We start from the raw sequence: 23,904 nt of genomic DNA, 5'->3' as shown, positions 1-23,904 counted from the left end.
GGTGCTGTAGAGAGCGAGGGCCTTGGTGTACATGGTGTCTCCTGAGGGATGAGGTGGTGGTGGGTGGTGCTGGGAGTTCGTGGTGTCGGCCGGTGTTCCTTGCTGACACCAGAACGTTAAGCGGCCCGATGGCCCCGGTTCATGGGCCCGAAGACCCGGACCGGACCCAGATCCGCCCGAACCGCCACCCTTCCCGGGTGGCCTAGGGTCGTGGCATGACCAAAGGTGGAGAGAGCCCGCAGGTGCGCCTGCTCGTCGACGGCCGTGACGTGGCCCCGCTCGAGCGCGCCACGTCCACCCGGGCCCGCAGCAAGGGTTTGCTGGGTCGCGACGCGGTGGCGGGGGCGTTCTGGCTCGATCCCTGCCGGCACGTGCACACCATGCGGATGCGCTTCGCCATCGACGTGGCCCTCGTCGATCGCGACCGTCGGGTGCTCCACGTCCAGGCGATGCCGCCCGGACGGTTCAGTGCGGTGCGGCTCCGGTGCCGCTCGGTGATCGAGGCCGAGGCCGGTGCGTTCGAGCAGTGGGGTCTCGTCACAGGCAGCTCGGTCCAGGTCGGCTCGTCCGACGACTGAGATTCGTCCCGGGCCGGCGGGTCGCCCCTCGGTGCCGGCACCTGGAGCTCGGTGTCGCGGTCGCGAGAGGGTCCGGACATGCCGAACGGGGAGGAAGCGCGGTGCGCTTCCTCCCCGTTCGGGGGTGGCTGGACTCAGCCGGCGTTGAGGATCTCGGAGATCTTCTCCTGGATCTTGCCGGTGATCTCGCCGGGGTTGATGGCGGCGACGATGGCGCCGACGAGCAGGGCGGCGTCAGCCGGCGTTGAGGATCTCGGAGATCTTCTCCTGGATCTTGCCGGTGATCTCGCCGGGGTTGATGGCGGCGACGATGGCGCCGACGAGCAGGGCGGCGATCACGACGATGCCGACGTACTCCAGGGTGCCCTGGCCCTTCTCCTCGCGGGGAGCGTGGACGGTGGCGAGGACGGTGCTGTAGAGAGCGAGGGCCTTGGTGTACATGGTGTCTCCTGAGGGATGAGGTGGTGGTGGGTGGTGCTGGGAGTTCGTGGTGTCGGCCGGTGTTCCTTGCCGACACCAGAACGTTAAGCGGCCCGATGGCCCCGGTTCATGGGCCCGAAGACCCGGACCGGACCCAGATCCGCCCGATCCGTCGCCCGGGTCGGTGCCGGCGTCTCGAGCTCGGTGTCGCGGTCGCGAGAGGGTCCGGACATGCCGAACGGGGAGGAAGCGCGGTGCGCTTCCTCCCCGTTCGGGGGTGGCTGGACTCAGCCGGCGTTGAGGATCTCGGAGATCTTCTCCTGGATCTTGCCGGTGATCTCGCCGGGGTTGATGGCGGCGACGATGGCGTGCCCTGGCCCTTCTCCTCGCGGGGAGCGTGGACGGTGGCGAGGACGGTGCTGTAGAGAGCGAGGGCCTTGGTGTACATGGTGTCTCCTGAGGGATGAGGGGGAGTGGTGGTCGTGGTGTCGGCGGGTGCTGCGTCCTGCTGACACCAGAAACGTATGCCGCCCGACCGACCCGGTTCATGGGCCCGAAGACCCGGACCGGACCCAGATCCGCCCGAACCGTGACCCGGGAGGTGACAGGTGCGTCAGCAGCCGCGATCGACGAACCCGCTGCCGTCCCAGTAGCTGGAGGACACCATCGTGGAGTTCGTGAGGTCGCCGTTGACGCCCAGGCCACCCTCGGCGCCCGGGATGTCGATGGAGACGTTGGCGCCGTAGGTGTTCGGGTCGACCTCGTACTGGTCGAGGCTGACGGTGCCGGTCTCCATGGCGGACTGCAGGAACTGGGGCGCCTGGTACATGTTGGCGGCCGACAGGTAGATGCCCGCGTCGGTCGCGACGTCACCGGTGAAGGGGACGTAGGCAGTGGCGACGTAGCTGTCCTGGGTGTCGGTCGCAGGCCCGACGTCGCCGGACTGTGCGTTGGCGCCGCCGGTGAGGGTCATGGTGATGCCGAGTGGCGTGCCGTCGGGTCCGAGGTGGATCTCCCGCACGAGAGTGCCGCCGGCCATGGCCTGGGCCTCGCCGCCGAAGGCCGACGCCCACGCGGATCCGTTGGCCTCCACCACCGACGTGAGGACGTAGCCCTCCGGGGTCGTGCGGGCGCCGGCGAAGACGCCCATGTCGAGCTCGGCGCCCGTGCTGTAGACGATTCCGGCGAGCGCCGCGCTCGCGTCGCCTTCCAGTCCGAGCTGCACGTACTGCTCGTCGGGCTCCGGCGGCGGACCGGCCAGCTGGTCGACCGCCCACCGCACGGGGTTGTCGAGGGCCTCCAGCTCTCCGATCACGGGGATGTCCTGGACGAACGGGATGTCGGCCGGGCCCGGGATGCGCGGCGCGACCTGGTCGAGGGCCTGCTCGCCCGCGACGCGGACAAGGAGGTCCTGCAGCTCCTGCTCGCTGCCGGCGTAGTAGGTCTGGCTGGCGAGGCCGGCGAGCGCGATGTCGGCCCCGGCGTAGGCGGTGGAACCCTGCTGCACGCCGTCGACGACCACGTTGCCGTCGACCCCGATGCCGACGCCGTACCCGAGCGAGCCGGCGTCGTGCACCGAGACCCGGTAGGTGCCGTCGGACAGCGTCTCGATGGTCATGCCCTGCTCGCCGGTGGCCGAGACCACGAAGGAGCCGGTCGCCGAGATGGACCCGCTGGTCGAGGAGACGACGCACGGCTCGTCGGGCAGCCGTGACTCGTCCACCGCCGGCTTGCCGTCCGGGCGGGCGTTCTCGTTGCCCCAGGGGGAGTCGGGGTCGGCACCGTCGTCGCCGGGGATCTCGTCGCCCGGGTCCTCGCAGCCGCCTCCGCCCAGGGAGGTGATCTGGCAGACGCGGTAGCCGACCTCGGACCGGAGCGCGGGGCTGGACTGGACGACGACGCCGGTCGTGGCGGCGACGAGGATGGAGGCCAGGACGACGACGCCGACCGTCTCCAGGGAGCCCTGCCCTCGTTCGGACCGCCGGTGCGTCGCGAGCAAGAACATCGGGATCACTCGATGAGGCGGGCGTTCGACCGGTCGATGAGGTCGATCAGCGGGTTGAGGCCGCCGGAGCCGAGGTCGCCGAGGTCGGTCACGTCCTTGAAGATCGTGACGCCGTCGCACTCGAGGGAGAAGCTCGGCTTCGGCTCCTCCTCCTCTTCTTCCTCGTCCTCGTCGTCACCGTCGTCGGCGCGCGCGACCGAGGGGGTCACCTCGTAGGACGAGAGCTCGATGTCGGGCAGGGACTCGGTGAGGTCGCAACCGGGGAGGTCGAGCTTGGCGCGAGCCTCGCTGTAGTTCTGCTCACCGTCGATGGAGCGGCCTCGGACCTTGGCGAAGGTCTCGAAGGAGAGCAGGCCCGACACCGCCGGCCGCGGGATGTAGGTGACCAGGGTGCCGTCGTTGCGCTGGGCGTACTCGATGGCGGCGCTCTGGCCACCTCCGAGGTCGACGCTCTGCACGACCGCGAGGAGACCACCGGCCGGGAAGGCCTGCAGGTTCCTGAGCGCCTCGACGAGGTCCTCCTTGAAGGCCTCGACCCCGGCCAGGGCAGCGGCATCGGCGGCGCTGCGGCTCTTGGCCTTCGCGTCGGAGGCGTTGGTGAGGGGAAGCGCCATCGCGGTGAAGATCGCCAGACCGAGCAGCATCGCCACCACGAGCAGGGACAGCGCGGCCGCACCACGCTCGTCGCGAGCACGGGCCGGACGTCGGCGGGCGTGGTCGAGCACGGTGACTCCTGCAGGGTCGTCAGGACGGAGGGGGGAGCTGTCGGCGCGGGGGCGCAGCGACTCGTCCAGCATAGGTGCGGCGGCGTCGTCGGACATGGGTCCCCGGACCCATCCTGGTCCCACCGGTGCAGGTCCCCTCGACTCCTGGTTCACACCGCGCCGCCCGGTCCGTCCGAGGCGCCGAGCCAGAGGCTGATCGCCTCGGCCCTGGTCGTCACCCCGAGCTTGGGGAAGATGTTGTTGAGGTGGTTCTTCACCGTCTTCTCGGCGAGGAAGCAGGACCGCGCGATCTCGCGGTTCGACAGGCCGCGTGCCACGTGCTCCATGATCTCGGTCTCGCGGCCGGTCAGGTGCCACTGGCTCGTGTCGCGCGGGGGCGGCGCCTGGCCGGCGGCGCTCAGCAGCGCCTCGGTGGCGGCTGGTCCGAGGACGGACGAGCCACGGGAGGCGCTGACCACGGCGGCCACGATCTCGTCGGGCTGGTGGGCGCCGTGGACCAGGTAGCCGCGGGCCCCGGCGGCCATCGCACTGCGGATCACGTCGAGGTCGTCGGCGTACGTGAGCATCACGACGTGGCTCGTCGGTGACATGGCGGCGGCGGCGCCGACGCCGTCGAGGCCCGGCATCCGGACGTCGCACAGCACGACGTCGGGGTCGAGTCGTTCGTTGAGCGTGACGCCCTCGTTGCCGTCGGCCGCCTCGCCCACGACCGCGATGCCGTCCTGGGCCTCCAGGACGTTGCGCAGACCCATCCGCACGACGGCGTTGTCGTCGACGATGAGGACCTTGATGTCGGTGCTCATGGAGCCACCCCCCTTGTAGGAGCACGGTAGGGCAGAGGTGCCCCGGCGTGCTCGGTGTTCACTCGCTGACGGTCGTTCATCCCGGTCCCTTCGCGGCACGTGGCGTGCGCACGGTGACCGTGGTGCCTCGCCCTGGTGCCGTGACGAGGTCGAGGGTGCCGCCGACGTGCTCGGCGCGCTCCCGCATGCCGACGAGGCCGTAGTGGCCGGTCGGCGTGAGGTCGGGGTCGAAGCCACGACCGTCGTCGCGGATGGAGATGACGATCGAGTCCGGATCGCCCGAGCAGGTGATCGCGACGTTCTCGGCCCCCGAGTGACGATGGATGTTCTCGACGGACTCGCCGGCGATCGCCACGAGCTCGCGCTTGACGCTGTGGTCGCAGTCGGCGACGCCACCCACGGTGAGGATGGTCTGCACGCCGCCCTGCGTGAGGCTGTCGGCCATGGTCCGCAGCTGCTGGGCGAGGGTGCGGTCGTCGGTCTCGGTGCGCAGGTCCACGAGGATCGAGCGCGCGTCCTGGGCGGCCGACTCCGCGGCCTGCTGCAGCTGGGTGGCCTTCTCCGTGAGCTGGTCCGGACCCTTGGCGGCCCACGCCGGGAGGGCGGCGGCCGCGAGGGCGATCCCGTGCAGGGCCTTGGCCACCGAGTCGTGCATGTCGCGGGCCAGGCGGGCGCGCTCCCGCTCGATCGCGGCGTCGGCCGACAGGCGGCGCGCGTTCACCTGCTCGCGCTCGGCCGACTGCAGCAGGAAGCGGGTCAGGATGCCCATCGCGCCCAGGGTGGCCGAGCAGATCGGGACGATCAGGATGCCGATGAACTCGGTCTGGGTGTCCTGCTCGATCGCGATCAGCACGATGGAGCTCACCTGGATGGCGAGCACGAGAGTGGCCATGCGCCGGGGGAGCAGGATGCCGATGAGCACCGACGTGGAGAACGTGTAGACCAGCAGAGGACTCTGCGCACCCAGCAGCAGGGCGAGCGCGGTGGCCACGAGGACGTCGAGGACGAGCAGGATCGGGTGCGCCATGACCTTGCGCGTGAGCAGGTCGGTCGCGTACAGGCCCGCGGTGCTGCTGAGGGTGATGAAGCCGATGGCCGTCAGGCCGACGGTGCTGGTCACTGCGTCGCCCGGGGTGATCACCACGATGAGCAGCGACGTCAGGCGGAGGAGGAAGGCGAACTGCACGACCTTGGCGACGAGGTGCGCCTCGGGCACCGACGCACGAGGGCGTCGGGGGCCGTCACCCACCGAGCACACCGCCGAGGTCGACGTCGGCACCCAGGTACATGCCGACCGCGATGATGACGATCGTCGGCGGCACCATCGCCATGGAGACGAGCAGCGTCACCCGCGGAACCGTCTTGGCGGCCTTCTGGCGGGACCGCTGGGCGGCGTCGCGGCGGCTGTCGCGCGCGATGCCGTTGAGCGACTCGGCCAGGGGCGCACCGAGCTCCTCGGCCTGCAGGAAAGCCGACACGAACGACGACATCGACTCGGAGTCGCAGCGGTCGCGCAGGTTGGAGAACGCCTGCCGACGCGGCACGCCGACGTCGAGCTGGTGGAGCGTGAAGGCCATCTCGTCGCGCAGGGGACCGGTGAACCGCGCACTGACCCGGTCGAGCGCCGAGCGGAAGGCGATGCCGGCGCCGACGGTGACCGCGAGGACGTCGAGGAAGTCGGGGAGACCGTCGTCGATCGCCTCTCGACGTTGACGCTGGTGGCGCGACAGCCGTCCGAAGGGGAGCAGCGGGATCGCGAAGAGCGCGATGATCGCCTGGACGAAGCTGCCCAGCATCACGAAGACGAGCGAGACCGCGCCGAGGAACATCGCGTACTTGGTGAGCAGCTGGAGGAACGTGTCGACGGTCATGCCGTCTGGTCGCCCCGCCAGGTCGATGCGACGGCGGATGGAGGCCACGGTGCGAGGTCCGAGCAGCAGGGCCAGCTGGGGCGCGAGCCGTCGGGCGAACCGGTCGAGGGGGCTCACCTGGCGCTTGCGACGGTTGGCGTCGCGCAGCAGGGCGATGTCCGCGACGTCCCACGCCTCGAGGGCGTCGGCGCGCGCCATGCGCCACCCGAGCGCGAAGACGACGAAGCAGCCGGTGATCAGCAGTCCGAACAGCAGCGGCGACATCAGAGATCCACCCTCGTCATCTTGCGGACCGCCCAGATGCAGCCGGAGTACACGGCCACGGCGAAGATGATCGCGCCCTGCCCGAGCGGGTTGGTGATCATCTCGTCGACGGTGCCGGGGTTGATGCCCTCGAGCAGGAAGACGGCGAGCCCGCTCACGCCGAGGACGGCGTAGGCCGTGGCGATCGTCTGGGTGTAGAGCGTCTTGATCTCGCGCCGGACCTCCTTGCGGGTGTCCAGCGTCTCGGCGATGTCGCGCAGGGCGGTCACCAGACCACCACCGGAGCGGGCGCCGACGACGAGCGAGCTCACGAGGATCCCCAGCTCACGGGAGGGCAGGCGGCCCTCCAGGTTCGACAGGGCGGTGTCGAGCGGGACGCCGAGCTGGATCTCGTCGGAGACCGTCTTGAGCTCGGAGTGCGCCGGCTCGGCGAGCTCGTCGGCGGCGAGGGCCACGGCGGTCCGGATGGAGAGCCCGGCCGAGGCGGCGTTGGAGAGGGTGCGGGCCAGCTCGGGCATCTGGGCGATGAAGTCCTCGGTGTGCTTCTCGCGCAGCTTCCGCACGCGTCCGCGCACCAGGAGCGCCCCGACGACCACCCCGACGGGGGCGAGCAGCCAGGACAGCGTGACGCCGAGGGCCACGACGATCGTGGCGCAGAGCGCGGCGATGATGAGCAGCAGGTGCCGAGGCTTGACGTTCCAACCCAGCAGGTTGATGGCCTCCTGCGTCCAGGGCCCGATCCGCGTGCGCAGGATGAGCTTGTCGACCCTCGATCGCCGCGCCAGGGTCATGTCCTCCACGACCCGGGGGTTGACGGCGAGGGCCAGGCTCGCCTGGGCCCGGACGTCCAGCCAGAACTGGTAGAGGGCCCCGATGACGAGGCAGGTGGTCGCGAAGGCGAGCAGGATCGTCAGCGCCATGGTCAGTCCAGGGCGGGTGACGTCGCGCCGTCGGGCACTGCTTCGCCGGCGAGCTGGAGCCGACGCACGAACGCCAGCGGGAGGGGACGGAACACGTGCTCGCCGCGGGAGACCTTGCCGGCCTCGATCGGCTCGGGCACGTACTCGCTCAGGGTGTGGAGCTTGTACGGCTCGCGACCCTTCGACGAGAGCAGGGCGACGCGGGTGATGCGACGGGTGCCGTCGGCGGCGCGGTCCAGCTGGATGATGAGGTCGAGCGCGTTGTTGACCTGCTCCTGGACGGCCTGGAACGGCAGGTCCAGGTCGCTCATGCTGGCGAGCGTCTCGGCGCGGCTCAGGGCCTCGTCCGGGCTGTTGGAGTGGATCGTGGTGAGCGATCCCTCGTGGCCGGTGTTCATGGCCGAGAGCATGTCCATGGTCTCGCCGCCACGGACCTCGCCGACGATGATGCGGTCGGGCCGCATGCGCAGGGCGTTGCGCACCAGGTCGCGGATCGTGACCGAGCCCTTGCCCTCGACGTTGGCGGGGCGCGACTCCAGGCGGATGACGTGGGTCTGCTGGAGGGAGAGCTCGGCGGCGTCCTCGATCGTGACGATGCGCTCCCGCTCGGGGATGAACGACGACAGCGAGTTCAGCAGCGTCGTCTTGCCCGAGCCGGTGCCGCCCGAGACGAGCACGTTGAGCTTGGCTCGCACGCACGCGGCCAGGAGGTCGGCGGTGCGCTCGTCGAGCGTGCCGATGGAGACGAGCTGGTCCATCGAGAACGGCCGCGGGAACTTGCGGATCGTGACCACGGGGCCGTCGAGGGCCAGCGGGGGCAGGATCACGTTGACGCGCTCGCCGGTGCGCAGACGTGCGTCGACCATCGGGCTCGACTCGTCGACACGACGGTTGACCGTGGACACGATGCGGTCGATCGTCTGGAGCAGCTGCTCGTTGCTGACGAAGCGCTCCTTCGCGAGCTCGATCCGACCCAGGCGCTCGATGAAGATCTGGTCGGGGCCGTTGACCATGATCTCGGTGACGGCGTCGTCGGCCAGGAGGGGCTCCAGCACGCCGAGCCCGAGGGCCTCGGCGACGACGCGTCGGATGAGCGAGGTCCGCTCGCGGCTCGAGAGGAGGGGGCCGCGGGAGGCGACGAGGTGCGTCATGACCCGCTCGAGACGGGCGCGTCGCTGCGGCAGGTCGAGCTTGGAGAGCTCGTTGAGGTCGATCTCGTCGAGCAGCTTCTCGCGGAAGTCGGCCACGAGCACGTCGTCGGCCTCGTCCGTCATCGCCGTGATGGTGCGGTCGACGTCCGCGCCGGACGACGCCACGGAGCTGGTGCCGAAGGTCTGACGCTTCACGGCATGACGCTCTCTCGGGTGAAGGAGAGGTCGAAGAAGGGCACGAGGTCGGGCACGTCGAAACGGGCTCGGACACCGTGGCCGGGGCCGAAGGTCTGCACGTCACCGGGGCCGACCTCTAGCCAGCCGGGCAGGGACTCGTTGAGGACCGTCGTGGCGGTGCCGGATCCCTGGGACTCGGCGCGCGCCGCCTGGCGGACGGCCGTCTGGGCCGTGGTGATGGCGTAGAGCGAGAGCGCCACCTGGGCCAGCAGCATGATGACGATGACGACGAGGGGCACGACGCCCACGACCTCGAGGGTCGAGGTGCCGCGCTCCGAGCGTCGCTGGGTGCGGTTGTGATGGCCGAACATCAGTTGTCCTCCCTGACCACGGGTGTCTCGGACGTGAAGACCAGCTTGTTCACGGTGACGCCGGGCAGCAGGAGCGGCATCTTCGAGCGGACCTGCACCGCGCTGCTTCCGTCGAGGAGACGCACCGTCATGTTGTCGCGGAACCATCCCGGGACGTTGTCGAGGGCCTTGTCCTCGATCTGGCTGAGGCTCGCGCCGATGCCGGCCTCACGCGCGGCCTCGTCCGAGGCGTGGCTCGTGTAGGCCGCGGAGATGCCCCAGAGCCCGATCTGCCAGATGAGCAGCATGAGGAAGAGCACGATGAAGATCACGCCGGCGAACTCGACGGTGGCCTGACCGGCCTCGGCGGTGGGCGCCGGCGCGGCGTCCTCGCCCTTGCGCTTGAACAGCGTCCGGCGCTGGGTCGTGGCGGCGGAGGTGGTCGAGGAGGGCACCGTGCCGATGTCGTCGGCGAGGTCCTCGATGCGCTTCCACCACACCTTGGACTGGATCTCCGCCGGGTCCTGGTGGTTGAGGCCGCGCTGGAGGACGGTGAACGCCTCGGGCAGCGTGGTGGACAGCGGGGGCGCGGGCAGCAGACGGGACGCCGCCTCGGGCTGGATGTCGCTGTCCTTGCTCGTGCGGTTGAGGACGATCTTGACCCGGTCGACGTCGCGGGCGCCGACCCGGCTCCACTTCTCGACCGTGCGGTGGACGCCGCGCAGGGCCAGCAGGTCCGGGGTGGTGACCAGCAGGGCCGTGTCGGCGAGCTCGACGGCGGCGGCGCTGGCCGGGTTGACGGCGGCACCGCAGTCGACGACGACGAGGTCGAACTGGCGACGCAGGGCGGCCAGGATCAGCACCGTCTCGCGGTCGCCGACGAGTCCGATGTCCTCGATCTGGGCCGGGCCGAGCACCGTGGCCAGACCCGACGGCTTGCGGTGGACCGCCGAGCCGATGGTCTGCGCCGAGAGGTCGTCGGCGACCTTCGCGAGGTCGGACACGTCGAGCCGGTGCTCGATGCCGAGGAAGTCACCCACGTCGCCGGTGTCGAGGTTGAGGTCGACCAGGCAGACGCTGCGGCCGGGGACCCGGGTGACGGAGTCGTGGGCGAGGTGCACGGCGAGCGTGGTGGTGCCGACGCCGCCCTTGGAGCCGTGGACGGTCACGAGCCGGCCGCGGGAGCCGAGGTCGGAGTCGTTGGAGTCGCTCACGAGGTGCCGGCGCATCTGCTGCACCCACTCGCCCGCCGACGTCAGCCGGCTCTCGAGCTCCTCGTGGGAGACCGGGTAGCGCAGCACGCCGCGTGCTCCGGCGTCCATGGCGGCCGAGAACACCTCGGGCGTGAACTCCTCGCTCAGCAGCAGCAGCGCGGTGCCGGGGCGACGCGCAGCGATCTCGCGGAACACCTGGAGGACCGGGACGGGACCGACCTGCTCGTGGATGAGGACGATCTCGGGGTCGCGCTGGGTGACCAGCTCCTGGAGCCGGACGGTCGACTCGGCCACGTCGACGATCGTGAACCCGTCGAGCTCCTCGACCTGGGCGCGCAGCTCGTACCCGGCCGTCTGGTCGGGTGCCGCGATGAGGACGGTGCGAGCCATCAGTTCTCTCCCTTGGGGATGTCGAGATCGTCGGCGTCGACCTTCTCGCGCTCGTCGGAGCGGTTGCTGGTGTTCGTGCCCGGCGGCAGACCCACCAGTCGCACGACCTGCGCGAAGGAGTCCGCGTACGTCACGGAGAGGGCGGCCGTCGGCTCCAGGGCGAGCGTGACCGGGATGACCTGCTGCTCGGTGAGCTCGTCACGGTCGGTGGTCTGGGTCCGGGTCTCCGCGCCCCGCACGGACACGACCCGGACGTTGCGCACGAGCACGCGGGAGGTGCCGGTGCCGGCGTCCTCGCCGAACACGGCGTAGACGTCGACGAAGTCGCCGGCCCGGACGCGACCGGCGACGCCGGTCTTCGCGTCGACGGTGAGGGCGATCTCTCGCTCGTTCTCGTTGAGCGCCGACGTCGGCAGGATCATGTCGTCACCGATGTAGGTGCCCTGGGCGAGGTTGAACGCGACCCGGCGACCGACGACGTCCTCGGGGTTGCGGGTGGCCTGCTCGGAGACCCACTTCTCCGGCACCTCGACGGACTCGAGGTCGTCCTCCTCGATCACGGCGTAGGCGGACAGGTCGTCCGCCGCGCGGTAGACGGTGATCTTCGGCGCGACCTGCGAGTTCACGGAGCCGATGTACTGGATCGCCACGAAGAACAGCGCGACGGCGGCCAGTGCGGCGGCGAGCATGATCAGCACGCCACGGCGTTGACGGGGGTTCACTCACGGTCTCCTTCGGGGGCGGACGATCCGCTCGGGGCCGGGACGGGGGTCTCCGGGTCGAACTCGGGCAGGGGAGTGGGAGCCGGGTCGTTCAGCTCGGGGGCGTCGGTGCTCATCCCGCACACGGGACAGGTCGGTCGCGCGTGGCGCAGACCGCACCCGAGGCAGTCGACGACGTCGACGGGGCGGGAGTCGGAGTGGTAGGCGAGCGGGATCGCGACGAGCTCGACGGCGCGCTCGGTGCCGTGGGCGTCGACCTGGTCGCGGACCGAGCTCATCTCGCTCGTGCTCTGGGGCTGCAGAGCCTGGCGGACCGCGTCCACGACCCAGGTGTCCTGGGTGGCCCTGGAGTGCAGGAGTGCGGTCTCGGGGAGGGGGTCCAGCCCGGAGATCGGCGCCTTGGGGGCCCGCACGATCCTGGGTGTCGGGTGGTGCACGGTCAGGAAGCCCGAGCCGGGGAGCCAGGACATCGCGTGGTGCCACAGCGAGGGGTTGGGGTTGCGGCTCTTGGCCACCGACGGCAGCCAGGTGGCCGACCACGCCTGGGCACGCAGCAGGTCGATGGCGTTCAGCTGCCAGGCCAGACCGTCCTCGGCGTCGTCGATGTCGTCGACCAGCGAGGAGAGCACGCCCACCGCGAGCGGTCCGCCGGGGAGCGGCTCGATGCAGGTCCGCAGCCCCGGGTACCGCACCGAGGCGTAGGAGACGAGGGTCCGCACCTCCTCGTAGTCGGCGACGGCGCAGGTGACGATCGGCAGCTCGCCAGCTCGGTGGACTCCGGCGATGGTCGTCTCGACGGCATCGGGATGACGGATGTCGGCGACGGTCAGGCCGTCGTGCTCACCCGACAGACCCAGGGACGAACCCAGCCGGGTCACCAGCACGACGCGACTTCTCATTGGCTCCCCCACCATGGTCTTGTCGTCCCTCGGGCCACATGGCCTGAAGGACGAACGTACGGTATCCGGATACGTCCCCGTTGCGAAATCCAACGGTGCAGCGGGTCAAGTGTCACGCTTTTCCAAGAAATCGTCACCTGTCTCACAGTGCGGCCGGTCCTGGACCTTGCTCTAGACTCCTGGCCATGCTGCGGGGGATCTCCACGACACTGTCCATCGGTGCGAGCGTCACGCTCGGTGCCACCTTCCTCCTGGGGGTCGCACCCACCGCCTCGGCGGCCGACGACGAGTCGGTGCTCGGCCAGGGCGGAGGCTCGCTGATCCTCGTCCTCGACGGCTCGGGATCCATGAAGGAGGCCGGCGGCAGCGGAAGCACCCGCATGGAGGAGGCCAAGAAGGGCCTCAACGGCGTGATCGACGACCTTCCCGACGACGCGAACGTCGGCCTTCGCGTCTACGGCTCGGAGATCAGCGACGGTCCCGGCTCCTGCGAGGACAGCGAGCTGCTCGTCCCCGTGGAGCCGGTCGACAAGGATGCCCTGCGCGCAGGCGTCGAGAAGCTCAAGCCGCTCGGCAACACCCCGATCGCGTACTCGCTCGAGAAGGCCTACGCCGACCTGCCGAAGGAGGGCCCGCGCAGCATCGTCCTCGTCTCGGACGGCGAGGAGAACTGCCAGGGTGATCCGTGCAAGGTGGCGGCCGACCTCAAGAAGAAGGGCGCCGACTTCTACGTCGACGTCGTGGGCCTGCAGGTCGACGCCAAGTCGCGCGAGCAGCTCACCTGCGTCGCGTCGGCCGGTGGAGGCACCTACTACGACGTGAAGGACCTGTCCGAGCTCCAGGAGACGCTGACGCGCACGTCCATCCGCGCGGCTCGCGGCTACGAGGCGGCCGGCCTCCCGGTCGAGGGTGGCACGTCCCCCGAGGACGCCGCCGAGATCGAGGACGGCCAGTGGCTCGACACGATCGGCGACTCCGGCGTCGAGAACTACGCCCTTCCCGACCCGGGCAAGGGGACGATCCACGTGAGTGCGGCCACCCTGCCGACCAAGGGCTTCTCCGGTGTCTCCCAGGTCGACCTCAAGATCGTGGGCGCCGATGGCCAGGCGTGCGGGCGAGGGGTGCGCGAGGCCTCGCAGGGCGCGGGCAACGGTGGCGCACCCATCGTGGCCGCCTACTCGCTGTCCGCCGCCGACCGGCAGGACTGCAGCGAGGGACCGTACGTCGCGCAGGTGGGCTCGAACAACGACGAGGTCCAGGGGCTGGAGATCCTGCTGCGCACCGAGCCCGGGGTCGAGGACCCTGACGCACTGCCGGCCCCGTTCGGCAAGGCGAGCGGATTCTCCGACGCCATCGAGGGTGACGCCCCGAGCGGCAGCCCGGTGTCCGTGATCGGCGGGCCGAACTTCTCGTCGGCGCCCCCGACCGCGCCTGGCACGTACGAGGACTCGGTCCTGGCCGGGGAGACGCTGTTCTACCGCGTCCCCGACGTGGGCTGGGGTCAGTCGGCGGTGTGCGACGCGACGCTCGGTACGTCCACCCAGGCGGCCGACGCCTTCGGACGTGGTGTCGGCGTGAACACCCAGGTGCGGGTGTACGGACCTCTCAAGACCGTCGCGGACGACTTCTCGTCGCAGACCGGTCGCAAGCAGTGGCGCGGCGACGAGGCCGTGGCCCTGCACGCGGCGTCGCCGCCCGTCGTGTACCGCAACCGCGAGTCGACGAGCGAGGCTCCCAAGGCGACGCAGGTCGACGGCGACTTCTACTGCTCGATCACCGTCCTGCCGATGTCCGCCGCCTCGACCGAGGAGATCGGCGAGATCGCGGTGACTCTCACGACGAGCGTCGTGGGTGAGGAGTCGGGCGAGCCGACCTACCTCGAGGACCCGAAGGAGACCGCCAACGACAAGGCGGCCGAGGAGTCGTCCGACGGCGGACCCGCGTGGTGGATCATCGCCGCCGGCGTCGCGGCCCTCGTCGTGGTCGCCCTCGCCCTGCTCGCCGCACTGCGTCGCCGCAGCGGCGCGGGCGACGCCGAGGTCCCTCCTGGCGAGTGACCGGTCACGGGTCCGCCCGTGACCTGGTTCCTCGCGGTCGTCGCCCTGCTGGGCGTCAGCGCCTCCGGACCGCTGATGGCAGCGACGGCTGCACCCGCCCTGGTCATCGCCTTCTGGCGCAACGCCGCGGCGACGGCCGTGCTCGCGCCGTTCGCGGTGCGTCGGCGCGCCGACCTGGCGGGCCTGCGGTGGCCTGACCTGCGCGGGACGGTCTTCGCCGGCCTGATGCTCGCGGTGCACTTCGCCGCCTGGGTGGGTGCGCTCAAGCTCACGACGGTGGCGGCCGCGACGGCGCTGACGTGCACCCAGCTGGTGTGGGTGGTGGCCATCGACCGGCTGCGGGGGGTGCGGCCCGGGCGCCGGGTCGTCGTCGGCTGCACGGTGGCCTCGGTCGGAGTGCTCGTCGTCTCGGGCGTCGACTTCACCGTGTCGTCGCGAGCCCTGCTGGGCGACCTGCTCGCGATCGTGGGCGGACTCGGTGCCGCGCTCTACCTCGTGGCGGGGGAGGGCGCCCGGCGGCGCCTGACCACGACCCACTACACGACGCTCTGCTACGGGGTGTGCGCACTCGTCCTGGCCGTCGGCTGCGTCGCCACCGGCGCCTCCTTCGTCGGCTACGACGCCCGCGTGTGGGTGCTGCTCGCCTCCGTCACCGTGTGCGCCCAGCTGCTGGGGCACTCGGTGCTGAACCACCTGCTCGTCGTCATGAGCCCGACCGTCATCTCCCTGCTCCTGCTGCTCGAGGTCCCCGCGGCGGCGCTCCTCGCCGCAGCCTTCCTCGGGCAGGCGCCTCCGGCCGGGGTGTACCTCGGGCTGGGGCTCGTCGTGGTGGGTCTGGTGGTCGTGGTGCGCTCCCGACGCACCCCCGTCGAACCGGTCGCCTGAGCGGGACTCGCAGCGGCGACGTGCCGTGGGTCACCCGAGGTCGGGCGGTGCGCGACGTTACCGATCGGTATGGTCAGGACGTCACCCCACCAGACTCAGGAGCACGCATGGGACGTCTTGCCAGCACCGAGGGCCTCACCGAGGAGCAGACCGCGATCCTCTCGACGATCCGCGAGTTCGTCGACGAGAAGATCATCCCCGTCGCCCAGGAGCTCGAGCACGCCGACGAGTACCCGACCGAGATCATCGAGGGACTCAAGGAGCTCGGCGTCTTCGGCCTGACGATCCCCGAGGAGTACGACGGGCTGGGAGAGTCGCTGCTGACGTACGCGCTCGTGGTCGAGGAGATCGCCCGCGGCTGGATGAGCGTCTCGGGCGTCATCAACACCCACTTCATCGTCGCCTACCTGCTGATCCAGCACGGCACGGAGGAGCAGAAGAAGAAGTACCTGCCGAAGATGGCCACCGGCGAGGTCCGCGGCGCGTTCAGCATGTCCGAGCCGGGCCTGGGGTCCGACGTCTCGGCGATCTCGACCAAGGCCACGAAGGCCGACGACGGCTCGTACTCGATCACCGGCCAGAAGATGTGGCTGACCAACGGGGGCACGTCCACGCTCGTGGCGACGTTGTGCAAGACCGACGAGGGTGCGGACTCGGTCTACAAGAACATGACCACGTTCCTGGTCGAGAAGGAGCCGGGCTTCGGCGAGACGGCCCAGGGCGTCACGGTGCCCGGCAAGATCGCGAAGATGGGCTACAAGGGCGTCGAGACGACCGAGCTGATCCTCGAGGACCACAAGATCTCGGCCGACCAGATCCTCGGCGGCGAGCCCGGCAAGGGCTTCTTCCAGATGATGGACGGTGTCGAGGTCGGGCGCGTCAATGTCGCCGCCCGCGCCTGCGGCCTCGCGATCCGGGGCTTCGAGCTCGCGATCGCCTACGCCCAGCAGCGCAAGACCTTCGGCAAGCAGATCGCCGACCACCAGGCCGTGCTGTTCCGCCTGGCCGAGATGGCCACCAAGGTCGAGACGATCCACGCCATGATGGTCCGCTCGGCCCGCCTGAAGGACACCGGCAAGCGCATGGACGTCGAGGCCGGCATGGCCAAGATGCTTGCCAGCGAGTACGCCAACGAGGTCGTCGAGGACTCCTTCCGCATCCACGGCGGCTACGGCTACTCCAAGGAGTACGAGATCGAGCGCCTCATGCGCGAGGTCAAGTTCATGCTGATCGGCGAGGGCACGTCCGACATCCAGAAGATGATCATCGGCCGGGCGCTCCTCAAGGACTACAAGCTCTGACCGGGGCGACGGACCGATGACGCAGCGCGAGGACGTCACGTTCACGTCGCACGGGACGTCCTGCGCGGCCTGGGTGTACCGACCCGCCGGCGACCCCGGCCGTCCGGTGGTCGTCATGGCCCACGGCCTGGGCGGCGTGCGGGAGATGCGGCTCGACGCGTTCGCCGAGCGCTTCGCCGAGGCGGGATACGTGTGCCTGGTGTTCGACTACCGGCACTTCGGTGCGAGCGGCGGCGAGCCGCGCCAGCTGCTCTCGGTCCGGCGTCAACGCCAGGACTGGGCGGCGGCGGTCGCGTTCGCGCGGACGCTGCCGGGCGTCGACCCCGACCGGGTCGTGCTGTGGGGGTCCTCGTTCTCCGGTGGGCACGTCATCGCCGTGGGCGCGCAGGATCCGCGCCTGGCTGCCGTGGTGTCGCAGTGCCCGTACACCGACGGCCTGGCGTCGAGCCTCGCCGTGCGCCCGCTGACGTCCCTGCGGGTCACGGCCAGGGCGCTTCGCGACCTGGTCGGCTCGTGGTTCCGTCGTCCCCCTCGGACCATCCCCCTCGCGGGGGAGCCGGGCACCGTCGCCCTCATGACCGCGCCGGACGCCGTTCCCGGCTACCTCGCGCTGGTCGAGGACGGCTCGACCTTCCGCAACGAGGTCGCGGCGCGCGTGGCCCTCTCGATCGCCACCGGGCGCCCCGGGGCCCGTGCCCGCCGTCTTGGCTGTCCGGCCCTCTTCGTGGTCTGCGAGCGCGACACGGTGGCGCCGGCGAGGGCCACGCTGCGGCACGTCGCACGCGCGCCGCACGGCGAGGTGGTGCGCCGCGACACCGGCCACTTCGACATCTACGTGGGCGAGGAGTTCGAGACGACGGTGCGCGACGAGCTGGCGTTCCTGGGTCGTCACGTGCCCGTGGCCTGAGCGGTCGGGCGAGGGGGCGGCCCGGCTCCTACGCTGGCAGATCGCGACCATCTTCCCGACCCGCAGAGGACGCCATGCCCGACCCCTTCGTCCTGCGGCGCTTCCAGGCCGAGGCCCTGGCCGCGGTGGAGCGGGCGCGGGCGGCCGGTCGACGTCGGTACTGGGTGTCGCTCCCGCCCGGGGCCGGCAAGACGGTCCTCGGCACCGAGCTTGTGGCCGCACGCCTCGCCGAGGAGGGCCGGCGCGCCGTCGTCCTCGTCCCCAACACCGCCATCCAGGCACAGTGGATCGCCACCTGGGAGCGGTACGGACGAGGGCCCGCGAGTGCCGAGCGGGACCTCACGGCCGACGTCACGGTGCTCACCTACCAGTCGCTCGCCTCGTTCTCGCCCGACGAGGGCGAGGACGAGGACGGGGACGAGGGCAGTCTCGTCGACCGCCTGCACGACAACGGACGGGCGCTCGTCGCCGCGCTGCGGGACGCCGGACCCCTCGCGGTGCTGCTCGACGAGTGCCACCACCTGCTCGAGGTCTGGGGAGCCCTGCTCCGCGAGGTGCTCGACCCCCTGGAGGACGTGCTCGTGCTCGGCCTCACGGCCACCCCGCCCGGCGTCCTGAGCCGTCGCCAGGCCGAGCAGGTCGACGAGCTGTTCGGTGACGTGGTCTACCAGGCGTCGATCCCTGCGGCCGTTCGCGAGGGTGTCCTCGCACCGTTCGCGGAGCTGGCCTGGCTGACCCGCCCCTCGGACGAGGAGGAGACGTGGCTCGCGTCCTCGGCGACGAGGTTCGCCGAGCTGACCACCGAACTGCTGAGCCCCGGGTACGGGTCCGTGCCCCTGCTGGTCTGGTTCGACCGGAGGATCGGGGAGCTCCCCGTCCCGTGGGCCCTTCTCGAGCGCGACGAGCCCGAGCTGGCGACCTCGGTGCTGCGACTCGTCGCCGCCGGGCTGCTCGACCTGCCCGAGGGTGCGGTGCTGCGCGAGCAGCACCGCACCGACCTGACGGCCGACGACTGGGCGCGGCTCGTCGACGACTGGGTGCGTGGCTGCCTGGCCCGCAGCGAGCTCGACCAGGACCGCTCGGTCATCGAGGACCTGCGCAAGGCGATGCCGGGGATCGGGTTCCGGGTCACCCGCCGCGGGGTGAGCGGGGCCGGGTCCGCGGTGGACCGCGTGCTGTCGCGCAGTGCCAACAAGATGCGCGCCGCGGCCGAGGTGCTGCTGGCCGAGCGGTCCGCCCTCGGCGACCGGTTGCGGGCCGTGGTGGTGTGCGACCACGAGCGCGCCTCACCGACGTCGTCGCTCGTGCTGCGCGACGCGCCGGCCGAGCACGGTTCGGCGCTGGAGGTCATGGACGCCCTGCTCGACGCGGGCTTCGAGCCGGTGCTGCTCACCGGGCGCACCGTCGCGGCCGGCGCGGAGCACGCTGGCCGGCTGGTCGAGGTGCTCCGTGGGCTGGACCCGGGCCTCGACCTGGCCACGGAGCCGCTGCCCGGCCTCGAGGGCCGGTTCCACCGGCTGGTGGGCGCGTGGTCGAGCCGACGGTGGGTGCCGCTCGTGACCCGTGCCTTCCAGGCGGGGCACTGCGACGTGCTCGTGGGCACCCGAGCGTTGCTCGGCGAGGGGTGGGACGCACCCCGGGTCTCGACCCTCGTCGACCTGTCGACGGCGTCGACCACGTCGGCCGTGACGCAGACCCGGGGCCGCGCCCTGCGCGTCGACCCGACGTGGCCCGACAAGGTCGCCACGACGTGGAGCGTGGTCTGCGTGGCACCCGACCACCCCGGTGGTGACTCCGACTGGCGCCGCTTCGTCCGCAAGCACGACGGCTACTTCGGCGTGGACGACGACGGCCAGGTCGTCTCCGGGGTCGCCCACGTGGACGCACGGTTCTCGCCGTTCGCGCCGCCGGAGACCGACCTCTTCCCGGTGGTCACCTTGGACATGGCCCAGCGGACGGCCGAGCGCGACGTGATCCGCGCACGCTGGCGGGTGGGGGAGGCGTACCGCGACGAGGTGCGGCGAGCCATCCGGGTCCGGGAGGAGGGGCCGTCGAGGGAGACCGAGCCACCGCGGACCGTGGACGCCCCCACGCCGCCCTGGGCGCGGATGGGCGAGGCAGGTGTCGTCGGGACCGGTCGGTCAGCGCGGTGGTCGCCGTGGGACGCGGCGCGGGAGGCGTCGCGTGACCCCGGGCTCGCCGCGCATGCGTGGGTGGTGGCCGACGCCATGGCGTCCGCCGGGCTCGGCGGCCCCGGTGCGGTCGGGGTGCGGGCCGTGGTCGACGCCACGGGCACCTACCGGTTCGAGCTCGACACGGACGCGTCGACGTCGTCGCTGTTCGTCGACCTGGTCGAGGAGCTCCTGGGTCCGGTCGTCGCCCCACGGTGGCTCATTGCGCGGCACCAGGCACCCTCGCCGACCGCCGGGGCCGGCTGGCGGGTGCTGCTCGGCCGCGCCCGTCCCGTCGCCCGGACCTGGTTCGGGGTCCCCGTCGAGCTCGGCCGCAACGCCGGACGTCGGCGAGCGTTCGAGCAGGCCTGGGCGCGGTGGTTCGGCCCGTCGACCGTGGTCGCGGCCGGCTCGGACGTCGGGACGGCCGCCCTGGTCTCGGCGTACGGCACCACGCCGCTCGACGTGGTGACGTTGCTGCGCTCCAGCTGGTCGTGACCACCAGACGGCGACCACGGGGCGCGCGGTGGGCCGCGGCCTAGACTGACCGCATGCCTCCCGTGAACCAGGGACTCTTCTCGCTCGAGTTCCCCCAGTCGCTCGGTGTCTACGACGACTACGCCACCGCCCAGAAGGTCGTCGACCACCTCTCCGACAAGGAGTTCCCGGTCCAGAACCTGCTCGTGGTCGGCACCGACCTCAAGCAGGTCGAGCGGGTGACCGGGCGGTTGACGACCAGCCGCGTCGCCGGCGCCGGAGCGGCCTCCGGCGGTTGGCTGGGTGTGCTCGTGGGCCTCCTGCTCGGCATCTTCAGCGAGGAGAGCACGTGGCTGCAGACGGTCGTCGGCGGTCTCGGCATCGGGATCGTCTTTGGCGTCGTGTGGGCCCTGCTCGGCTACGCGGCCACCCGGGGCCGGAGGGACTTCAGCTCGGTCAGCAGCGTCGTCGCCACCAAGTACGAGGTGATGGTCGAGCACAAGCACCGGGCCAACGCGCAGGAGCTCATCGCCGACCTCCCGGGTGCCCGCCCCAACCCGTTCGTCTGACCCACCGCGGCACGAGCGCCGCGACGTCCCACGTCTCGTCGAGGCCGACGGGACGCGAACCAGGAGAGCCATGACCAAGACCAACCCCGGCAACTTCTTCGAGGACTTCAGCGTCGGGCAGGTGATCGAGCACGCCACCCCGCGGACGATCACCGACGGCGACCGCGCCCTCTACGGTGCGATCTACCCGACGCGGTTCGCGATCCCGTCGTCGGCGGAGTTCGCCGCCTCGGTCGGCCTGGCTCCGCACCCGGTCGAGGACCTCGTCGCCTTCCACGTGGCCTTCGGCAAGACGGTCCCCGACGTCTCGCTCAACGCCGTGGCGAACCTCGGGTACGCCGAGTGCCGGTTCCATCGGCCCGTGGTCACCGGCGACACGCTGCGGACCAGCTCGGAGGTCATCGGCCTCAAGCAGAACTCCAACGGTCGCACCGGTGTCGTCTACGTGCGGTCCACGGCCACCAACCAGCGGGGCGAGGTCGCGCTCGACTGGGTGCGCTGGGTCATGGTGCACAAGCGGGACGCTGACGCGCCGGCCCCCGAGACGGTCGTCCCGGCAGTGGCCGACGCCGTCGCCCCCGACGACCTGGTGCTCCCGGCCGGGCTCGACCTCACCCACTACGACACGTCGGCCGCCGGCGAGCCGCACCGCTTCGACGACTACACGGTGGGCGAGACGATCGACCACGTCGACGGCGTGACCCTGAGCGAGGCCGAGCACATGATGGCCACGCGCCTGTGGCAGAACACCGCCAAGGTCCACTTCAACACCGAGGCCCGCCCCGACGGCAAGCGGCTCGTCTACGGCGGGCACGTGATCTCGATGGCCCGTGCGCTCTCGTTCAACGGGCTCGCCAACGCGCAGCTGGTGGCGGCGATCAACGCCGGCTCCCACGTGGCCCCCGCGTTCGCGGGTGACACCGTGTACGCGTGGTCGGAGGTGCTCGACAAGGCCACGCCCGCCGCCTGGGAGGGGACGGGTGTCGGAGCCCTCCGCCTGCGCCTGGTGGCGACGAAGGGCCGCGACGAGAGCACCACCCTGCGCGGCGAGGACGGGAAGTACGCCGACGGCGTGCTGCTCGACCTCGACCTGTGGGTCCTGGTCCCGCGCTGATGGGCGCCACGCTCTTCCTCGTCCGGCACGGGGAGACCGAGTGGAGCGCCGTCGGCAAGCACACGGGCACGACGGACCTGCCGCTCACTCCTGCAGGCGAGGCCACGGCACGAGCCCTGGCCCCGGTCCTGGCGGACGAGCACTTCGACCTCGTGCTCACGAGCCCTCGTCTGCGGGCGCGCCGCACGGCAGCGCTCGCCGGGTTCGGCGAGGCCACGGTCGAGGGTGACCTGGCGGAGTGGGACTACGGCGACTACGAGGGGCTGACCACGCCGCAGATCCGCGAGCAGGTGCCGGGCTGGACCATCTGGAGCCACCCCGTGCCGGGCGGGGAGAGCGCCGATGACGTGGCTGGACGTCTCGACCGCGTGGTGGCGCGGGTGCGGGCCACCGAGGGGCGTGCCCTGGTCTTCGCCCACGGGCACAGCCTGCGGGTGCTCGCCGCACGCTGGCTGGGCCTGCCGGTGCCGGACGGTCGGATCTTCGACCTCGACACCGCCACCTACTCCGTGCTGGGCGACGACCGGGGCCAGCCGGTGGTCCAGCGCTGGAACGTCACGGCCACGCCCTAGTCTGGCCATCGTGAGGATCGATCTCCACACCCACTCCCACCGCTCGGACGGCACGGACTCGCCCACGGAGCTGGTGCGGAACGCCGCGCAGGCCGGGCTCGACGTCGTCGCGCTGACCGACCACGACGCGACCACCGGATGGCAGGAGGCGCTCGCGGCCGGCGACGGTCTCGACGTCGTCGTGGTCCCCGGCATCGAGATCTCGACGACGTTCCAGGGCGAGAGCGTGCACCTGCTGGGCTACGGCTTCGACCCGGACCACCCCCCGCTGGTGGAGGAGCTGCACCGGGTGCTCGACGGCCGCGACCAGAGGCTCCCGCGGATCCTGGCCAGGCTGGCCGAGCACGGCATCGAGATCACCGAGGCCGACGTCGCGCTGCAGTCGGGGTCGGCTGCGGCCTCGGGGCGTCCCCACGTGGCCGACGCGATGGTCGCCAAGGGCTACATCGGCCACCGTGACGAGGCGTTCCAGGGGTGGCTGAACAGTCGCGGGAAGGCGTACGTCGGGCGCTACGCCGCGCCGCTGCTCGAGACGATCAGGCTGCTGAAGGCGGCCGGCGGCAGCGCCGTCGTGGCGCACCCGTGGTCGCGGGGGAGCGACCGCGTGCTCACGTCGGCCGCGTTCGAGGAGCTCGCCGCGGCGGGCCTGGACGGCATCGAGGCCGACCACGTCGACCACGACGATTGGTCGCGTCGCGGTCTGCGCGACATCGCCAGGGGTCTGGACCTCGTGGTCACCGGCTCCAGCGACTACCACGGCACGGGCAAGAGCTCGGCCTTCCACCTCGGCGCTAACCTCACCGACCCCGCGGAGTACGAGCGCCTGCTGGGTCACTGACGTCCCGTGCCGGACGCCCGGCGCCCGTCTGGGCCGTCAGATGTAGGTCTCGCACCTTCTTCGCCGTCCGGCGGTAGGTGTCGTACCTGATGGCGGCCGGATTCGGTGCGCTGCCTACCTCCGACCCATCGCCGGGGTGCGGCGCCCGCCTCGAGCACGTCGCGCCTCGCTGCTGCGTCGGCGCGGCAGGGTCTCGACCTGCGCTCCGAAAGGGCCTCGACCGGCGGGTGGGGCCAGGGTCGGTCGGGCACGCGGGGCCGGCCTGCCCGCCGGACGCAAGATTCTGCGTTCGTGTGCAGAAGTGCGAAGGATGCTGCGTTCGAGTCGGGAATCGGACACGAATGCAGCATCGTTCGGCCTTGCGCTCACGAAGGCAGAATCCTGCGTCACCCGCGGCCCGCGAGCTTGGCCGAGCCCGGCGGCCCGCTCCGGTCGAGGCCCTTTCGGGGGCCGGCTCCGCTCGGGGTCGCGGCAACGCAGCAGCGAGCACGCGCACCCGCCGCCGAGCCTGCACAGCGCACGGT

22 protein-coding genes are annotated in these 23,904 nt (G+C 71.3%); 10 read left to right on the top strand and 12 right to left on the bottom strand.

Annotated features, from left to right (window positions below; genetic code table 11):
* The first annotated feature begins 215 nt into the window (after positions 1-215).
* Positions 216-578, top strand: coding sequence for a DUF192 domain-containing protein (locus tag ASF37_RS03920; RefSeq protein ID WP_056579136.1), 363 nt, complete (start codon positions 216-218; stop codon positions 576-578).
* Positions 579-812: 234 nt separating this feature from the next.
* Here ASF37_RS03920 and ASF37_RS03915 read toward each other — a convergent pair whose 3' ends face one another.
* The 12 genes from ASF37_RS03915 to ASF37_RS03860 form a co-directional block, all read right to left on the bottom strand.
* Positions 813-1,019 carry a hypothetical protein gene (locus tag ASF37_RS03915; protein WP_056579135.1) on the bottom strand — a complete coding sequence of 69 codons (207 nt, stop codon included), beginning with the start codon at positions 1,017-1,019 and terminating at the stop codon, positions 813-815.
* Between the two features lie 592 nt (positions 1,020-1,611).
* Positions 1,612-3,003: a hypothetical protein gene (locus ASF37_RS03910; RefSeq protein ID WP_156366923.1), complete on the bottom strand. Its 1,392-nt coding sequence runs from the start codon at positions 3,001-3,003 to the stop codon at positions 1,612-1,614.
* A 5-nt stretch (positions 3,004-3,008) separates the two neighbouring features.
* On the bottom strand, positions 3,009-3,824 hold the full coding sequence (locus ASF37_RS03905; RefSeq protein WP_156364736.1) for a hypothetical protein: 816 nt from the start codon (positions 3,822-3,824) through the stop codon (positions 3,009-3,011).
* Between the two features lie 53 nt (positions 3,825-3,877).
* Entirely contained in the window at positions 3,878-4,531 is a 654-nt protein-coding gene (locus tag ASF37_RS03900) for a response regulator transcription factor (protein WP_055966545.1), read from the bottom strand.
* Between the two features lie 76 nt (positions 4,532-4,607).
* Positions 4,608-5,747: a sensor histidine kinase gene (locus ASF37_RS03895; RefSeq protein ID WP_156364737.1), complete on the bottom strand. Its 1,140-nt coding sequence runs from the start codon at positions 5,745-5,747 to the stop codon at positions 4,608-4,610.
* Between the two features lie 25 nt (positions 5,748-5,772).
* Positions 5,773-6,666, bottom strand: coding sequence for a type II secretion system F family protein (locus ASF37_RS03890; protein ID WP_055966552.1), 894 nt, complete (start codon positions 6,664-6,666; stop codon positions 5,773-5,775).
* Positions 6,666-7,586 carry a type II secretion system F family protein gene (locus ASF37_RS03885; RefSeq protein WP_055966555.1) on the bottom strand — a complete coding sequence of 307 codons (921 nt, stop codon included), beginning with the start codon at positions 7,584-7,586 and terminating at the stop codon, positions 6,666-6,668. The genes ASF37_RS03890 and ASF37_RS03885 overlap by 1 nt, the downstream gene beginning before the upstream one ends.
* A gap of 2 nt (positions 7,587-7,588) precedes the next feature.
* A complete protein-coding gene (locus ASF37_RS03880; protein WP_235492920.1) occupies positions 7,589-8,932 on the bottom strand; it encodes a CpaF family protein in 1,344 nt (447 codons plus the stop codon).
* A complete protein-coding gene (locus ASF37_RS03875) occupies positions 8,929-9,285 on the bottom strand; it encodes a TadE/TadG family type IV pilus assembly protein (RefSeq protein ID WP_055966558.1) in 357 nt (118 codons plus the stop codon). Before ASF37_RS03875 ends, ASF37_RS03880 begins: the two co-directional genes overlap by 4 nt.
* Positions 9,285-10,868, bottom strand: a complete 1,584-nt coding sequence (locus ASF37_RS03870; RefSeq protein WP_055966561.1) for an AAA family ATPase — start codon at positions 10,866-10,868, stop codon at positions 9,285-9,287. The genes ASF37_RS03875 and ASF37_RS03870 overlap by 1 nt, the downstream gene beginning before the upstream one ends.
* Positions 10,868-11,590 (bottom strand): Flp pilus assembly protein CpaB, encoded by a 723-nt coding sequence (cpaB, locus tag ASF37_RS03865; RefSeq protein WP_055966565.1) that lies wholly within the window; start codon positions 11,588-11,590, stop codon positions 10,868-10,870. The genes ASF37_RS03870 and cpaB overlap by 1 nt, the downstream gene beginning before the upstream one ends.
* Positions 11,587-12,489 carry a hypothetical protein gene (locus ASF37_RS03860; protein WP_156364738.1) on the bottom strand — a complete coding sequence of 301 codons (903 nt, stop codon included), beginning with the start codon at positions 12,487-12,489 and terminating at the stop codon, positions 11,587-11,589. The genes cpaB and ASF37_RS03860 overlap by 4 nt, the downstream gene beginning before the upstream one ends.
* 185 nt (positions 12,490-12,674) lie before the next feature.
* Between ASF37_RS03860 and ASF37_RS03855 the strand changes: the two genes are divergently transcribed.
* The 9 genes from ASF37_RS03855 (at position 12,675) to ASF37_RS03815 (ending at position 23,380) form a co-directional block, all read left to right on the top strand.
* Positions 12,675-14,546 carry a VWA domain-containing protein gene (locus tag ASF37_RS03855; RefSeq protein ID WP_056579134.1) on the top strand — a complete coding sequence of 624 codons (1,872 nt, stop codon included), beginning with the start codon at positions 12,675-12,677 and terminating at the stop codon, positions 14,544-14,546.
* A gap of 18 nt (positions 14,547-14,564) precedes the next feature.
* Positions 14,565-15,431 carry a DMT family transporter gene (locus tag ASF37_RS03850; protein WP_056579133.1) on the top strand — a complete coding sequence of 289 codons (867 nt, stop codon included), beginning with the start codon at positions 14,565-14,567 and terminating at the stop codon, positions 15,429-15,431.
* A 107-nt stretch (positions 15,432-15,538) separates the two neighbouring features.
* The gene (locus tag ASF37_RS03845) at positions 15,539-16,732 is read left to right on the top strand and encodes an acyl-CoA dehydrogenase family protein (protein ID WP_055966574.1); all 1,194 of its coding nucleotides are present in this window, start codon (positions 15,539-15,541) and stop codon (positions 16,730-16,732) included.
* A 16-nt stretch (positions 16,733-16,748) separates the two neighbouring features.
* A complete protein-coding gene (locus ASF37_RS03840; RefSeq protein ID WP_055966577.1) occupies positions 16,749-17,639 on the top strand; it encodes an alpha/beta hydrolase in 891 nt (296 codons plus the stop codon).
* 74 nt (positions 17,640-17,713) lie between these two features.
* Positions 17,714-20,308 (top strand): DEAD/DEAH box helicase family protein, encoded by a 2,595-nt coding sequence (locus ASF37_RS03835; protein WP_056579132.1) that lies wholly within the window; start codon positions 17,714-17,716, stop codon positions 20,306-20,308.
* A gap of 53 nt (positions 20,309-20,361) precedes the next feature.
* Positions 20,362-20,856 carry a general stress protein gene (locus ASF37_RS03830; RefSeq protein ID WP_056579131.1) on the top strand — a complete coding sequence of 165 codons (495 nt, stop codon included), beginning with the start codon at positions 20,362-20,364 and terminating at the stop codon, positions 20,854-20,856.
* 70 nt (positions 20,857-20,926) lie between these two features.
* On the top strand, positions 20,927-21,970 hold the full coding sequence (locus ASF37_RS03825; protein WP_055966584.1) for a MaoC family dehydratase: 1,044 nt from the start codon (positions 20,927-20,929) through the stop codon (positions 21,968-21,970).
* The gene (locus ASF37_RS03820) at positions 21,970-22,542 is read left to right on the top strand and encodes a histidine phosphatase family protein (protein WP_055966587.1); all 573 of its coding nucleotides are present in this window, start codon (positions 21,970-21,972) and stop codon (positions 22,540-22,542) included. The genes ASF37_RS03825 and ASF37_RS03820 overlap by 1 nt, the downstream gene beginning before the upstream one ends.
* A gap of 10 nt (positions 22,543-22,552) precedes the next feature.
* Complete coding sequence (locus tag ASF37_RS03815; RefSeq protein ID WP_056579130.1) at positions 22,553-23,380, top strand: PHP domain-containing protein; 828 nt, start codon at positions 22,553-22,555, stop codon at positions 23,378-23,380.
* Positions 23,381-23,904 lie beyond the last annotated feature (524 nt).

Origin of the sequence: Aeromicrobium sp. Leaf289 (assembly GCF_001423335.1) — a bacterium.
Taxonomy (GTDB): Bacteria; Actinomycetota; Actinomycetes; order Propionibacteriales; family Nocardioidaceae; genus Aeromicrobium.
The sequence above is the reverse complement of the archived record's forward strand: the minus strand, read 5'-3'. Positions and strand labels throughout refer to the sequence as shown.

What these genes read in the sequence shown, in the direction of transcription:
- ASF37_RS03920 (WP_056579136.1), top strand. Translation starts at nt 216, where the DNA reads ATGACCAAAGGTGGAGAGAGCCCGCAGGTGCGCCTGCTCGTCGACGGC.
- ASF37_RS03915 (WP_056579135.1), bottom strand. Translation starts at nt 1,019, where the DNA reads ATGTACACCAAGGCCCTCGCTCTCTACAGCACCGTCCTCGCCACCGTC.
- ASF37_RS03910 (WP_156366923.1), bottom strand. Translation starts at nt 3,003, where the DNA reads ATGTTCTTGCTCGCGACGCACCGGCGGTCCGAACGAGGGCAGGGCTCC.
- ASF37_RS03905 (WP_156364736.1), bottom strand. Translation starts at nt 3,824, where the DNA reads ATGTCCGACGACGCCGCCGCACCTATGCTGGACGAGTCGCTGCGCCCC.
- ASF37_RS03900 (WP_055966545.1), bottom strand. Translation starts at nt 4,531, where the DNA reads ATGAGCACCGACATCAAGGTCCTCATCGTCGACGACAACGCCGTCGTG.
- ASF37_RS03890 (WP_055966552.1), bottom strand. Translation starts at nt 6,666, where the DNA reads ATGTCGCCGCTGCTGTTCGGACTGCTGATCACCGGCTGCTTCGTCGTC.
- ASF37_RS03885 (WP_055966555.1), bottom strand. Translation starts at nt 7,586, where the DNA reads ATGGCGCTGACGATCCTGCTCGCCTTCGCGACCACCTGCCTCGTCATC.
- ASF37_RS03875 (WP_055966558.1), bottom strand. Translation starts at nt 9,285, where the DNA reads ATGTTCGGCCATCACAACCGCACCCAGCGACGCTCGGAGCGCGGCACC.
- ASF37_RS03870 (WP_055966561.1), bottom strand. Translation starts at nt 10,868, where the DNA reads ATGGCTCGCACCGTCCTCATCGCGGCACCCGACCAGACGGCCGGGTAC.
- ASF37_RS03860 (WP_156364738.1), bottom strand. Translation starts at nt 12,489, where the DNA reads ATGAGAAGTCGCGTCGTGCTGGTGACCCGGCTGGGTTCGTCCCTGGGT.
- ASF37_RS03855 (WP_056579134.1), top strand. Translation starts at nt 12,675, where the DNA reads ATGCTGCGGGGGATCTCCACGACACTGTCCATCGGTGCGAGCGTCACG.
- ASF37_RS03845 (WP_055966574.1), top strand. Translation starts at nt 15,539, where the DNA reads ATGGGACGTCTTGCCAGCACCGAGGGCCTCACCGAGGAGCAGACCGCG.
- ASF37_RS03840 (WP_055966577.1), top strand. Translation starts at nt 16,749, where the DNA reads ATGACGCAGCGCGAGGACGTCACGTTCACGTCGCACGGGACGTCCTGC.
- ASF37_RS03835 (WP_056579132.1), top strand. Translation starts at nt 17,714, where the DNA reads ATGCCCGACCCCTTCGTCCTGCGGCGCTTCCAGGCCGAGGCCCTGGCC.
- ASF37_RS03830 (WP_056579131.1), top strand. Translation starts at nt 20,362, where the DNA reads ATGCCTCCCGTGAACCAGGGACTCTTCTCGCTCGAGTTCCCCCAGTCG.
- ASF37_RS03825 (WP_055966584.1), top strand. Translation starts at nt 20,927, where the DNA reads ATGACCAAGACCAACCCCGGCAACTTCTTCGAGGACTTCAGCGTCGGG.
- ASF37_RS03820 (WP_055966587.1), top strand. Translation starts at nt 21,970, where the DNA reads ATGGGCGCCACGCTCTTCCTCGTCCGGCACGGGGAGACCGAGTGGAGC.